The sequence below is a fragment of the Alkalisalibacterium limincola genome, assembly GCF_008017755.1.
Lineage (GTDB): Bacteria > Pseudomonadota > Gammaproteobacteria > Xanthomonadales > Xanthomonadaceae > Alkalisalibacterium > Alkalisalibacterium limincola.
This window is the reverse complement of the sequence record NZ_VRTS01000001.1, coordinates 385,771-399,070: the sequence shown is the minus strand read 5'-3', so window position 1 is coordinate 399,070 and position 13,300 is coordinate 385,771. Positions and strand designations below refer to the sequence as shown.

General features: G+C 69.5%; 12 protein-coding genes and 2 pseudogenes. 11 read left to right on the top strand and 3 right to left on the bottom strand.

Annotated features, from left to right (window positions below; genetic code table 11):
• The first annotated feature begins 40 nt into the window (after positions 1–40).
• Together era and recO are read left to right on the top strand one after the other, a co-directional pair.
• Entirely contained in the window at positions 41–937 is an 897-nt protein-coding gene (era, locus tag FU658_RS01845; protein ID WP_147890535.1) for a GTPase Era, read from the top strand.
• 51 nt (positions 938–988) lie between these two features.
• Positions 989–1,735: a DNA repair protein RecO gene (gene recO / locus FU658_RS01840; RefSeq protein WP_147890534.1), complete on the top strand. Its 747-nt coding sequence runs from the start codon at positions 989–991 to the stop codon at positions 1,733–1,735.
• Here the strand turns inward: recO and FU658_RS14235 are convergent.
• Positions 1,715–2,422: an Hpt domain-containing response regulator gene (locus FU658_RS14235; RefSeq protein ID WP_187265860.1), complete on the bottom strand. Its 708-nt coding sequence runs from the start codon at positions 2,420–2,422 to the stop codon at positions 1,715–1,717. The genes recO and FU658_RS14235 overlap by 21 nt on opposite strands.
• A gap of 252 nt (positions 2,423–2,674) precedes the next feature.
• Between FU658_RS14235 and FU658_RS14230 the strand changes: the two genes are divergently transcribed.
• From FU658_RS14230 to FU658_RS01795, 8 genes are all read left to right on the top strand, one after another.
• Complete coding sequence (locus FU658_RS14230; RefSeq protein ID WP_187265859.1) at positions 2,675–4,558, top strand: translocation/assembly module TamB domain-containing protein; 1,884 nt, start codon at positions 2,675–2,677, stop codon at positions 4,556–4,558.
• A 41-nt stretch (positions 4,559–4,599) separates the two neighbouring features.
• Complete coding sequence (locus FU658_RS01825) at positions 4,600–5,211, top strand: YdbL family probable chaperone protein (RefSeq protein ID WP_147890531.1); 612 nt, start codon at positions 4,600–4,602, stop codon at positions 5,209–5,211.
• Between the two features lie 78 nt (positions 5,212–5,289).
• Positions 5,290–6,606: a 23S rRNA (uracil(1939)-C(5))-methyltransferase RlmD gene (rlmD, locus tag FU658_RS01820; RefSeq protein ID WP_147890530.1), complete on the top strand. Its 1,317-nt coding sequence runs from the start codon at positions 5,290–5,292 to the stop codon at positions 6,604–6,606.
• Positions 6,607–6,608: 2 nt separating this feature from the next.
• Positions 6,609–7,112, top strand: a complete 504-nt coding sequence (locus FU658_RS01815) for a CYTH domain-containing protein (protein ID WP_147890529.1) — start codon at positions 6,609–6,611, stop codon at positions 7,110–7,112.
• Positions 7,112–8,131, top strand: coding sequence for a beta-N-acetylhexosaminidase (nagZ, locus tag FU658_RS01810; RefSeq protein WP_147890528.1), 1,020 nt, complete (start codon positions 7,112–7,114; stop codon positions 8,129–8,131). Before FU658_RS01815 ends, nagZ begins: the two co-directional genes overlap by 1 nt.
• Before the next feature lie 4 nt (positions 8,132–8,135).
• Positions 8,136–8,702, top strand: a complete 567-nt coding sequence (locus tag FU658_RS01805; RefSeq protein ID WP_147890527.1) for a hypoxanthine-guanine phosphoribosyltransferase — start codon at positions 8,136–8,138, stop codon at positions 8,700–8,702.
• A gap of 26 nt (positions 8,703–8,728) precedes the next feature.
• The gene (locus tag FU658_RS01800) at positions 8,729–9,487 is read left to right on the top strand and encodes an S-methyl-5'-thioinosine phosphorylase (RefSeq protein ID WP_147890526.1); all 759 of its coding nucleotides are present in this window, start codon (positions 8,729–8,731) and stop codon (positions 9,485–9,487) included.
• Between the two features lie 66 nt (positions 9,488–9,553).
• Positions 9,554–11,191, top strand: coding sequence for an isovaleryl-CoA dehydrogenase (locus FU658_RS01795; RefSeq protein ID WP_147890525.1), 1,638 nt, complete (start codon positions 9,554–9,556; stop codon positions 11,189–11,191).
• A gap of 15 nt (positions 11,192–11,206) precedes the next feature.
• On the opposite strand, the pseudogene FU658_RS14970 reads toward FU658_RS01795, so the two are convergent.
• Together FU658_RS14970 and FU658_RS01780 are read right to left on the bottom strand one after the other, a co-directional pair.
• Positions 11,207–11,712 (bottom strand): annotated as a pseudogene (locus tag FU658_RS14970) (GGDEF domain-containing protein).
• A gap of 563 nt (positions 11,713–12,275) precedes the next feature.
• Positions 12,276–12,778: pseudogene (locus FU658_RS01780) on the bottom strand (GGDEF domain-containing protein).
• Here FU658_RS01780 and FU658_RS14965 point away from each other — a divergent pair.
• Complete coding sequence (locus FU658_RS14965; protein ID WP_255505378.1) at positions 12,695–13,288, top strand: hypothetical protein; 594 nt, start codon at positions 12,695–12,697, stop codon at positions 13,286–13,288. The pseudogene FU658_RS01780 and the gene FU658_RS14965 sit on opposite strands and share 84 nt — an antisense overlap.
• Positions 13,289–13,300: the final 12 nt, after the last annotated feature.

Genomic DNA, 13,300 nt, shown 5'->3' with positions numbered 1-13,300 from the left:
CGCATTTGCCCCCCGCGCCCGCGCGCCGGACAATCACCGGATGAACGAAACCGCTTTCCGCGCCGGCCCGGTGGCCGTGCTGGGCCGACCCAATGTCGGCAAGTCCACGCTGGTCAATGCGCTGGTGGGCGCAAAGATCTCGATCGTCTCTCCGCGCGCACAGACAACGCGCCACCGCGTGCTGGGCATCGCCACGTTTCCCGAAGGGCAGTTGCTGCTGGTCGACACGCCGGGGCTGCACCGCAAGGAGGCCCGGGCGATCAACCGCTACCTCAACCGCGCTGCACGCGGCGCCGTATCGGACGTGCACGCGGCGGTCCTGCTGGTCGAGGCCGGCCGCTGGACCGACGACGACACCCTGTCGTACTCGGTATGCCGCGATGCGGGCATCCCGGTCGTGCTGGTCATCAACAAGGTCGACAAGCTCAAGGACAAGGCGCAGCTGCTGCCATTCATCGCGGAGGTGACCGCGGAGCGGGATTTCGCCTCGGTGCACCCGGTGTCCGCGCTCAAGCGCAAGGGCCTGGATGACCTCGTCGAGAGCCTGTTGGCGCTGGTGCCCGAGTCCGAGCCGCTCTATGCGGAGGATGAGATCACCGACAAGTCCTCGCGCTTCATGGCCGGTGAACTGGTGCGCGAACAGTTGATGCTCAGGCTGGGCGACGAGCTGCCCTATGCCGCCGCCGTCGAGGTCGAGAACTTCGACGAGGACGGTGAGCTGCTGCGTATCGGCGTGATCATCTGGGTCGAGCGCGAGGGGCAGAAGCCGATCGTGATCGGCAAGGGTGGCGAGCGCATGAAGTCGATTGGCCGCAGCGCTCGCGAGGGAATGGAGTCGCTGTTCGGCCAGAAGGTGTTCCTGCAACTGTGGTGCAAGGTGCGCGAGGGTTGGTCGGATGACGAGAACGCACTTCGGCGGCTGGGCTATGGCGACTGAAGACGCCGCGGTGGCGGCGACGAACCATCCAGCCCGCGGCATCTGAGCCCGATGCGCATCGAGCAGCAGCCTGCGTGGGTGCTGCACCTGCGCCCGTGGCGGGAGTCCAGCGCCCTGGTCGAGCTGTTCACCCGCGACCATGGGCGCGTGGGCGCGGTGGTCCGGGGCATTCGCGGACCCCGCCAGCAGGCGCTGCGGGCCGCGTTGCAGCCACTGGTGCCGGTGCATGTGGACTATCTGGCCCGCGGCGAGATGGCGCGGCTGATCCAGGCCGAGGCGATGGGCCTGGGCCTGCCGTTGCGCGGGGATGCGCTGATGGCGGCGTTCTATGTGAATGAACTGGTGCTGCGCCTGGCGCCGCGCGGCGACCCGGCGACTCCGCTGTTCCTGCGCTATGGAGTGGTGCTTTCGGAGCTGGCGGAGGGGCAGCCGCTGGCCTGGGTGCTGCGCCGTTTCGAACGCGACCTGTTGGCCGAACTCGGGGTGGGGTTGGACTGGTCCATGGATGCCCGGGGCATGCCGCTGGATGCCGCGGCGCGCTACCGCGTGGACCCGGAGGACGGGCCGGTCCGCGATGCCGGCCATCGCTCCGGGAGCGTCAGCGGAGCGGCGCTGTTGTCCCTGGCGGGAGAACACTGCCCGCCCCTGGAACAACTGCGCGAGCTGCGACCGGCGCTTCGTGCGCTGCTGGTGGCCCAGCTGGGCGGGCGCCCCCTCAAGAGCTGGGACATGCTTGGCCGCCTGCAGCGTCCGAAGATCGCTGCGCCCGGCGCCGACTCACAGACCGGCGAGGGTTGAGCGGCAGGCAGCGTCGAATGTGGCCTGCCGCTGTGGGCTGGAGGGGTCGCGGGAGAGGTCCCGCACGGCGTCGAGCAGGCCGCGCGCGCCGACGAAGCCGCAGGACGCCTTGAGCCGGTGCAGGGTGTCCTGGAGCTCCTCGAGGTTGCCGTCGCGAAGGGCGCCCAGCACCCGGGCGTGGTCGAGCGGAAGCTCGCGGGCGAAGAGCGACCGCAGCGCGGCCACCGATTCGAGGTTGCCGCCGGCCGCGTGCAAGGCCTGGGCGTCGTCCCACACGTCGATGATGCATCCCGGGGCAGGTGGCACTCCCTCCACGGCCTCACCAGGCAGATGGGATCGCACCGCGTCCTGCAGGCGGCGGGCCTCCAACGGCTTTGCCAGCACTTCCAGGAAGCCGGCGGCCAGCAGGCGGTCGCTACGTTCGGGAAACGGATCGGCGGTCAGTGCGATCGCGGCGGTTCGCCCGTCGCGATGCGTCTGGAGTTGCCCAAGCAAGGCCTCGGCGGTGCCATCAGGCAGGTTCGCATCCACCAGCCACAGGTCGAACACGGCCTTGCGCGTAGCGCCCATCGCCTCGGCGCAGGTCGACGCATGCACGACCGAGGCGGGCAGGGACTCCAGCACCTCGAGCAGGAAATGGGCGCTGACGATGTCGTCTTCCACCAGCAGCAGTCGGGCGTCATTCATTGCGGAGGCGTCGCTTGCGGCGGGATCGGGCTTATCCTCGCGGAATGAGCGGCGCATTGCCAAGCACGACGTCCAGGTTCCGCGACGCAAGCCACGGTGCCACCGGGTGCTGGCACTCGGTGCTGGTGTTCGCGCTCGCCCTGGCGGTTGCCGTGCCCGCGCAGGCGCGCGTCGTGGAAGCGAGGATCGACCGGGTCGACGCGGGCGTGGTGCGGGCCAGCAACCTGGTGATGCGTCTGGACTGGCCGGAGGATGCGGCCACGGGGCACCTGGCGATTGGATGCCGGGCGCGGTCGACGCCGCGCGCTGGGCTACGCCTGGCGCGACGTCGGCTGGGATTGCCAGGCCGAGCGGCTTGAAGACGGCAGGCTGCGCTGCGCCGGAATGGCGGTGGCCCAGGGCGGGCCGGTCTTCTCGCAGCCCGGGGGTGCCCGGGTCGCCATCGTGGTCGATGGATCCGCGATCCGCGGCGACCTCACGCGGGGAGGGGGCAGGCTGGGCCTGCAAACGGCGGGGGGCGAGTCCGATCCGCTGGTGATCCTCGCGACCAGCGTCCCGGTCGACTGGCTCGAGGCCTTCGTCGCGACGCTGTGGGCACAGGGGCGCTTCCATGCCGGCACCGTGGATGGCGAACTGCGGGTCGACACCCGGCCCCCAGGCTCGACGACGGTGCGTGGCGACCTCCAGCTCAACGAGGTGGGCTTCGATACGCCCGATGGGCTGCTGGCCGGCGAGGGCGTGAACGCGCGACTCGACCTGGACGTCGCCACCGGGCCGGCCGGGGCGGATGTGTCGGTCGGCGGCGAACTGCACGGTGGCGAGCTGCTGGCGGGGCCGATCTACGTCCCGCTCCCGGGCGGGGCGGTACAGGTCGCGGTGGACGCTCGCCAGCGCGGAGGCCTCTGGGAACTGCAGCGTCTTCACTGGGCCGACGGGGAGGCGCTGGTGCTTGACGGGCACCTCGCGCTGGACGCGGACCTGGCACCGCGGGAGGGCACGCTCACCTTGCGCAGCACCGATGCCGGGACGCTTGGCGAGCGCTACCTCGCCGGCCTCCTGGCGCCGGCGGGCCTGTCGCAGGTGCGCTTGTACGGGGCGTTGCGCGCGCGGGCGGTCTTCAGCGGGGGCTCGCTTTCCGCCGCAGGCGTGGAGCTCGACGGCGTCAACGCGATCGATGGCGCGGGCCGCTTCAGCTTCGCCGGACTGCGCGGGCATCCCCGCTGGAGCGCAGGCGATGCGCGTGTCGAGAGTCGGCTGTCGTGGTCGGCGGGCGCGCTCTACGGGCTCGGCCTGGGTCCCGTCGACCTGCCGCTGGAAAGCCAGCGAGGGGAGATCGGCCTGACGCGTGCAGTGGCGATGGACCTGTTGGGTGGGCGCCTGGCCTTCGAGCATTTCGTCATCCGGGCGGGGCTCGACGAGCAGTCGGCGCGCATCGGACTGGGCCTGGAACTATCGGGCCTGGACCTGGCCGACCTGTCCCAGCGCCTGGGCTGGCCACCCTTCACCGGCACGGTGGAGGGAAGGATTCCCTCCGCGGTCTACGCCAACAACCAGCTGACCCTGGACGGTGGCCTGACGATGCAGTTGTTCGGCGGCCGGCTCGACATCGGTGCGCTGGCCATGGAGCGCCCGTTCGGCGTCGCGCCCACCCTCAGTGCCGACGTCGCCCTGCGTGGCATCGAGCTGCTGCCGCTGACCGCGGCCTTCGGCTTTGGCGAAATCAGCGGCGAGCTGGCGGGTCGCATCACCGGCCTTCGCCTGGTCGACTGGTCGCCAGTGGCGTTCGATGCGCACCTGTACTCCAACCCCGGCTACCGTGGCCGCCAACGCATCTCCCAGCGGGCCGTGCGCGACATCAGCAGCGTCGGCGGCAACTTCCTGGTCACCGAATTGCAGAACCAGGCCCTGCGGCTCTTCAGCAGCTTCGCGTATCGAAGGATGGGGATCAGCTGCCGGCTGGCCGACCAGGTCTGCCTCATGGATGGTATCGGTTCACATGAAGGCGGCTATACCATCATCGAAGGATCCGGCCTGCCACGACTGACCGTGGTCGGGTTCGGTCGTGCCGTCGACTGGCCGGTGCTGGTGGAACGCCTGCGGGCGGTCACCGAGGGGCAGATGCCGGTGATCGAATGATCGACCGGATCGATGCAATTGCTGCAACGGGAGAAAACCGAATGCGACACCGTTTACTGCTCGTGCTGTCCGCCATGGCGGTCTCGACACTCGTGCTGAGTGCCTGCCTGACGATCAACGTGTATTTCCCCGCCGCCGAAACGCGGGAGGCGGCGCGCGAGTTCGTCGAGAACGTGATCGGCGAGGACGGCACGGCGGAGTCGCCGCCCCTGGTCGACCCGCAGGGCGCCATCGCGCCGCGCCAGGGCCTGGGTGAGCGCGTCCTGGGTTTCTTCATTCCTGTCGCCCACGCCCAGACGGCCGACATCAACATCCGCACGCCGGCGATCCTCGCCATCCAGAGCCGGATGGCCGAGCGTTTCCGCAGCCAGCTCCAGCCGCATTTCGAATCCGGCGCCCTGGGGTTCACCCGGGATGGCCTGGTGGTGGTGCGCAACGCCGGCGCCATACCGCTCAACGCCCGCGTGGCGGTGAACCAGGCGGTGGCCGACGACAACCGCGACCGCAATGCGGTCTATCGGGAAATCGCGGTGGCCAACGGACATCCGGAATGGGAAGCGCAGATCCGCGAGATCTTCGCCCGGCAGTGGGTGGAATCCGCGCGCAGCGGCTGGCACTACCAGGACGCCGGCGGGAGCTGGCGCCAGAAGTAGGCCATCCCGGGGTGGATTCCCCATGCGGGGCGCGGATTTGAGACAATCCGCGCCCCGTTTTCGTTTCAGCGAGCATCCGTGGCCCGTCGTCGCAACTTCCAGGAATTCGAAGCCGAGATCACCGGCCTGACCCACGACGGCCGCGGCGTGGCCCGCCTGGAGGACGGCAAGGCGGTGTTCATCGCCGGTGCGCTGCCCGGCGAGCGGGTACGGGCGATGCAGACGGGTCGTCATCGCAGCTACGACGAGGCGCGCACCGAGGAGGTCCTGCAGGCCGCCCCGGAGCGGGTGGAACCGCGCTGCCAGCATTTCGGCGTGTGCTCGGGCTGCGTCCTGCAGCACATGGCCGAATCGCAGCAGATCCAGGCCAAGCAGGGCGTCCTGATCGAGAACCTCGAGCGTATCGGCCACGTGCGGCCGGGCACCGTGCTGCCACCGCTGACCGACGCGTCCTGGGGCTACCGTCGCAAGGGACGATTCTCGGTGCGCCATGTCGAGAAGAAGGGCAAGACCCTGGTCGGCTTCCGCGAAACGAACCCGCGCTACGTGGCCGACATCACCCGCTGCGAAGTGGTCGTGCCGCAGATCGGCGGGCGCGTGGACGAGATCGGAGAGCTGGTCGATTCCCTGCAGGCACGCAGCGACATTCCGCAGATCGAATTCATCGCCGGCGACGAGGCCACGGCGCTGATCTTCCGCCACCTGACGCCCCTGGGCGAGGCCGACCGCGACGCGCTGGTCGCGTTCTCCAAGCGCACCGGCCTGGCGGTTTTCCTGCAGCCCGGTGGCGTCGACTCGGTCCAGCCGCTGTGGCCGGAGCAGGTGCCGCTGTCGTTCGCCATCGCCGGGCATGGCGTGGAGCTGGCGTTCCGCCCGCTGGATTTCATCCAGGTCAATGCCGGCATCAACCACAAGATGATCGACCTGGCCCTGGAGCTGCTCGATGCGCGGCCCGACGACCGGGTGCTGGACCTGTTTTGTGGACTGGGCAACTTCACCCTGCCCCTGGCACGGCGGGTGTCCGAGGTGGTCGGGGTGGAGGGTGATGCCGGACTGGTGCAGCGCGCACGCGAGAACGCCCAGCGCAACGGCATCACCAATGCGCAGTTCCACGCCGCCGACCTCACCCAGGACCAACGCCAGGCGACCTGGATGAGGCAGGGCTTCAGCAAGCTGCTGCTGGACCCGCCGCGCTCGGGCGCCGATGCGGTCCTGGCCCAGCTCGACCTCGACGGCATCCAGCGCATCGTCTACGTCAGCTGCCATCCTGCGTCGCTGGCGCGCGACGCAGGCTACCTGGTGCGCGAGCGGGGTTTCCGCCTGGTGGCCGCGGGCGTCATGGACATGTTTCCCCACACCGCGCACGTCGAGTCGATCGCGGTGTTCGAGCGCTGAGCATGGGCATCGAGATCGAACGCAAGTTCCTCGTCCTCGGCGACGCCTGGCGCGAGGCATCATCGCAGGTGGTGCGCATGGCGCAGGGCTATCTCAACGATGCCGAGGCGGTGGACTCCGGACGCCAGCGCGCCTCGGTGCGGGTGCGCATCGCCGGTGCGCAGGCCTTCCTCAACATCAAGTCGCGCGAGCGGGGGCATACGCGGCAGGAGTTCGAGTACGAGGTGCCGCTGGTGGACGCACGGGCGCTGCTGGCGCTGTGCGTGGGTGGCCTGGTCGACAAGCGCCGCCATCACGTCGCTGTCGGCGCGCACCGGTGGGAGGTCGATGAGTTCCTCGGGGAGAACGACGGCCTGGTCGTGGCCGAGATCGAGCTCGACCACGCCGAGGAGGACTTCGAACGCCCGGCATGGCTGGGTCGCGAAGTGACCGATGATGTCCGCTACTACAACCTGGCGCTGGCTTCGCGCCCGTACTCGGCCTGGTCGGCCGCGGAGAGAAACTGATGCTGGTGATTGGAATCGAGTCCACCGAGCTGCTCGCGCACGAACGCGAGTGGTTGCAACACGATGCAGTGGCGGGAGTGATCCTGTTCACGCGCAACTTCGCCTCGCGCCAGCAGGTGATCGATCTGACCGCCTCGATCCGTGATGCGGCGCCGCGGCCGCAGCTGGTGTGTGTCGACCAGGAGGGTGGCCGGGTGCAGCGCTTCCGCGACGGGTTCAGTGAACTTCCCCCGCTGGCCAGCTTCGGGCCGACCTACGACGTCGATCCCGACCGCGCGCTGGCGCTGGCCGGCGAGCATGCCTGGCTGATGGCGAGCGAGATCCGTGCGCTGGGCATCGACCTGAGCTTCGCGCCGGTCGTCGACCTGCACCGTGGCAACCGGGCGATCGGTGATCGCGCGTTCCACGAGGACCCGGCGGTCGTCGCCGCGTTCACCCGTGCCTACGTGCACGGCATGCACGCTGCGGGCATGGCGGCCACGCTCAAGCATTTCCCCGGCCACGGCTCGGTGCTCGAAGACACCCATTTCGACGATGCGGTCGATCCGCGCCCGCTGGAAGCGCTGCGCGAAGCCGACCTGATGCCGTTCGTCGCGGGAATCGAGGCGGGCGCCGATGCGATGATGCTCGCGCACGTGCGCTACCCGGCGGTGGCACCGGAGCCTGCGGGCTACTCGCCGCGCTGGATCCGCGGGATCCTGCGCGAGGAAATGGGCTTCCGCGGTGTCGTGTTTTCCGATGACATCGGCATGGCGGCCGCCGAGTCCGCGGGCGGCCTTGCCGCGCGCGTGGACGCCCACCTGGATGCGGGCTGCGACGTGGTGCTGGCCTGCGCCCCGGCGATCGTCGCCGAGAGCCTGGAGGCCATGGCAAGGCGACCGGCCTCTTCGACCGTGGCGCTCTCGGGCCTGATGGGCCGCGGCGGGCTGGGCTGGGACGCGCTGCTGGCCGACGTCCGCCACCGGCAGGCACGTCGCGACGTGCTCGGCGACGATTCCACGCCGACCGGGGTAGCCTGATCCCATGGAGAAATCACTTGCCTACGCCCTGTCCCATTCCGAAGTGCTCTTCGAGCGTGCACAGATCGATGCCGCGATAGGGCGCCTGGCCGGGTCGATCGCGGAGGACTATGCCGGCGAGCGCCCGCTGTTCCTGACCGTGATGAATGGCGGCATGCCGTTCGCTTCCCTGCTGGCGCTGGAGATCGGGCGGCAAGCATCGTCGCGCGGCATGGCAGACCTGGAGTTCGACTACGTCCACGCCACGCGTTACCGCGGCGACACCACCGGCGCGGGCCTGCACTGGCTCAGGCGCCCGGAGGTCCCGCTTTCGGGGCGGCGCGTGCTGCTGGTGGATGACATCCTCGACGAAGGCCACACGCTGGCGGCGATCCGCGAATGGTGCCGGGCCGAGGGAGCGGTCGACGTGCGCATCGCGGCGATGACGGTGAAGCGGCACGATCGCTGCGTGGAGGGACTGGTGGCGGACTACGTGGCCTTCGAGGTTCCCGACCGTTACGTGTTTGGTTTTGGCATGGACTACCACGAGCGCGGCCGCCATCTCCCGGCGATCCACGCACTGATCGACTGAAGCGGCCTGGACGACGGGAGCGGGAAATGAGCGATGAAGCAATCGACCTGGCAGTGATCGGAGGGACGGGCCTGTACCGGCTGGCGGCATTCGAGGACGCCGAGGCGATCGTGCGCGACACGCCGTATGGAGAAACATCCGGGCCGGTGCGGGTGGGACGCCTGCACGGTCGCCGGGTCGCGTTCCTGGCCCGTCATGGCGAGCAGCATTCGCTGCCCCCGCATCGGGTCAACTACCGCGCCAACCTGTGGCTGCTCCAGGACCTGGGCATCCGTCGCGTGCTGGCGGTGAACGCGGTCGGCGGGATCACCGGCGACTGGGCGCCGCAGGCCCTGGGCCTGCCCGACCAGTTGATCGACTACACCTGGGGACGGGTGGGCACCTTCTGCGAGGAGCCCGGTTCGGAGGTGCTGCACGTGGACATGACCGAACCCTACAGCCGGTCGCTTCGGGAAGCCGTGCTCCAGGCCGGCGTCGATGCCCGCGTCGCCCTCGTCGACGGGGGCTGCTACGGCGCCACGCAGGGGCCCCGCCTGGAGACCCGGGCGGAGATCGCACGCATGCGCCGCGATGGCTGTGACCTGGTCGGGATGACCGGCATGCCCGAGGCCGGCCTGGCGCGGGAACTTGGCCTGGAGTACGCCTGCCTGGCCCTGGTCGCGAACTGGGCCGCAGGATGTGGCGACCAGGCCGAGATCACGCTGGAGGAGGTGCATGCCAACCTCGAGCATGCCACGGCTCCCATTCCCGCCTTGCTGGAGGCGCTGCTGGCTCCGGCGCGCTGAGTCGCTCCTGCAGCCGTTCCGGCGTTCGCGCACAATCGGGGAGCAGGCACGTACCCGGGAGTTGCCATGAACGCCCCCAGTGAGTTCGACACCCACCAGGTCGACAACCAGCCGCCGCCGTTCGAACCGCGCTGTCTGTGGGAGTCCGACCCGGCCCTGCGGCAGGCCGTCGCCCGTGAGGGCGGGGACTGGGCGGGCGACGCATTGGCACGCTACGGCACGCTGGCCGGCGGGGAGCTGTTCGCGGCCGGCTTCGAGGCCAACATCCACAAGCCTCGCCTGCTGACGCACGACCGCTTCGGCCACCGCGTCGATCGCGTGGAATTCCACCCGGCCTATCACCAGCTCATGGCGGCAGGGGTCGAGCACGGGGTGTCCAACTTCACCTGGCGGCATGAGCGACGCGGGTCACTGGTGGCGCGGGCGGCGATGACCTACCTCCACCACCAGGTCGAGGCCGGGACCAACTGCCCGTTGACGATGACCCACGCGGCGGTCCCGGTATTGCGCGCCAGCCCGGGGTTCGGCGAATGGGTGGAAAAGGCGATCGCGCCGCGTTACGACGCGCGCGACATCGCGATCACCCACAAACACGGCGTGACGCTGGGCATGGGGATGACCGAGAAGCAGGGTGGCTCGGACGTGCGCGCCAACACCACCCGTGCAGAGCCGCTTCCCGCCTCCGGCGAGTACCGTCTGGTGGGCCACAAGTGGTTCTTCTCGGCACCCATGTCGGACGCCTGGCTGGTGCTGGCACAGGCCCCCGATGGGCTGACGTGCTTCCTGTTGCCGCGTCGCCTCCCCGACGGGGCGCTCAACGCGCTCCGGCTGATGCGCCTGAAGGACAAGCTCGGCAACTGGTCGAATGCCTCGTCGGAAGTGGAGTTCTGCGGCGCCTGGGCGCAGCGCGTCGGCGACGAGGGCAGGGGCGTGGCGACGATCATCGAGATGGTGTCGCATACGCGCCTGGACTGCATGATCGGCGCTGCGGCCCAGATGCGCATGGCATTGGCCCAGGCCATGCACCACGCCACGCACCGGCGCAGCTTCGGCAAGCGTTTGGTGGAACACCCCCTGATGCGCAACGTCCTGGCCGACCTGGCGCTGGAATCCGAGGCGGCGGTTGCCCTGGCGCTGCGGGTGGCCCGTGCTGTCGGCGCGGCACCCTCCGACCCCCGGGAGGCCGCCTTCGCGCGGATCGCGACCGCAGTCGGCAAGTACTGGCTGTGTCGTCGCGCCCCGGCCTTCGTCAACGAAGCCCAGGAATGCCTCGGGGGCGCGGGCTACGTGGAGGAATCGATCCTGGCGCGGCTGTACCGGGAGGCCCCGCTCAACGCGATCTGGGAAGGGTGCTCCAACATCCAGTGCCTCGACGTGCTGCGGGCCCTGCGCCGGGAGCCGGCCTGCGTGGATGCGGTGCTGGCGGAACTCGACGGCGCTGCCGGCGCGGATGAGTCGCTGGACGAGGAGGCGGCGGCCTTCCGAAGGATCCTGGCGCAACCCGAGTCGCTGGAAACCGGCGCCCGCTTCGTCGTGGAGCGGCTCGCGCTCGCATTGCAGGCCTCGCTCCTGTTGCGCACCGGGGAGAACACTTTGGCCGACGCGTTCTGCCGGTCCCGGCTCGACGACCGGCACGGCCTGGCGTTTGGGACGCTTTCGGGGGACGTTGATTTCGAAGGCATCCTGGCCAGGGTCGGGCGCTAGGGAAGCGCACGCCCTTCAGTCGTTGCGTGCCAGGGTCCCGACGTCCAGGGCCCGGGTGCTGATCGGTCCGTTGCCGGGTACCGGCAGGTCGTCGAAGACCAGGCGTGCGCGGCCACCGCGTTTGGCGCGGTACAGGGCCGCATCGGCGCGGCCGAGCCAGGCTGTCCAGTCTTCACCGGACTCCAGCATGGAGGCGCCGATCGACACGCTCACCGGCCCTCCGGGGCTGCACAGCTCCCTTCGCAGCGCCTCGTGGACGCCCTCCAGGATGCGAACGCCATCGCGGGGATCGGCGCCTGGCAGGACCACGACGAACTCCTCTCCGCCGAAGCGGTAGATTCGGTCGACCGACGCAACGTGCGCTGGACGGTTTCCACCAGCGTCTTCAGGACGCGGTCCCCGGCCTCGTGGCCGTACAGGTCGTTGACCGATTTGAAGTGGTCGATGTCGAGGATGCCCAGCGTCATCGGCGTGGGCTCCCGCTGGTTCGCCGCGATCGCCGCGTTGAGGTCCTCCTCCATCAGTCGCCGGTTCCCCGCGCCCGTGAGCGGGTCGCGCGTGGCGAGCGACGCCAGGCGTGCTTGCTGGAGTTCGTTGCGGTAGGCCGATGCATAGGAGTAGATGCTGAGCAGCAGCGTGGTGACGGCGTAGCTCGTCATCTCGATCACGCTTTCGAACATGCCGACCTGCACCAGGAGTCCGGCGACGAGCACCAGGCTGAGGCCCATCGCCCCGCGGCGATCGAGCAGGATGAAGTTGGTGACGATGGCCAGGTAGGACCACAGCAGCGCCTGGCGGTCGAAGACGAGCGAGACCACGAGGCAGCACAGGGTGTTGACCAGGCCCATCGCCACGGCGGCACGCTGGACGCGCCCGGTACGCCAGGCGTAGGCGGGCGCGGCACAGATGGCGAGCACGATCCCCAGGTTCAGCAGCGCCTTGCCAGGCTCCCCCGTGGCCAGGCGCAGCACCACGAAGGGGCTGATGCCCAGGACGCTGCAGCCACCGAGCACCATGAGCATGGTCAGCTGGAAGTTGCCCTTGAGTCTCCCTGCGATGTCCATCGCCCCTCCCCGCCGCCTGGTCAGGGGCTGTCGACAGCCTCCCGGCGCCGATCAGCCCGTGGGTCGGGGCGCTGGACCGGGGTGTTGCTCCCGAAAACCCGGACCTGGTTCCTCCCCCCCTGCTTGGCATCGTACATCGCCGCGTCCGCGCGCGAGAGCCATGGGCGCCAGTCTTCTCCCGGCAGCGGGAGGGCACCGCCGATCGAGACCGTGATCCGCCCCCCGGGGACATCGAGCTCGTCGTGGATCGTTTCGCGCAGCGTGTCGAGCACCTGGTGCAGTGCGCCGGCTTCGACACCATCGAGCAGGAGCAGGAATTCCTCTCCTCCCATGCGATACAGCCGGTCCCGCTTGCGCACGCGCGCCTGGACGAGCTCCGCCAGGTCACGGATGACCACGTCGCCCGCCTCATGGCCGAAGCGGTCGTGATGGCCTTGAAGTGGTCGATGTCGATGACGGCCAATGCGTAGTTCCCGGCCGGGCCCATCGCCCCCTGCATGAGCAGGTCGAGTTCCTCCTCCATCAACCGGCGGTTGCCGACCCCGGTGAGCGGGTCACGTCGTGCGATATGGGTCAGGCGCATCTGGTGGAGCTCGCTGCGCGAGACGAAGATCATCGCGCACACGGCCACCATCGCCGAGGTGGTCAGGAAGGACATCAGCTCCGCAGTCGAGGCGAACAGCTGCTGCTGGCTCACCGCCGTCCCCAGCAGGGCAAGCGTGCACAGGATGGCCAGCCCGCGGTTGGCGAGCAGCATGAAGTTCGAGAGTACGACCATGTAGGTCCAGTACAGGCCGAAGGGGCCGAGCAGGACGACGATCGCCATGCAGCCGATGGTGTTGGTCAGGGCGACCAGGACCCCTGCGCGACGCGTGTCCCGGGTCCGCCACGCATAGGCCATCGTCGAAGCGATGGCCACGATGATCAGCAGGTCGACCAGTCCGATGAGCCATTGGCCGCTCGCGAAGCGCAGCACGGCAAACGGACTGATCCCGAGCACGGCACAGCTGCCGAAGAAGAGGATGATGGGTAGCCGAAGGTCCGC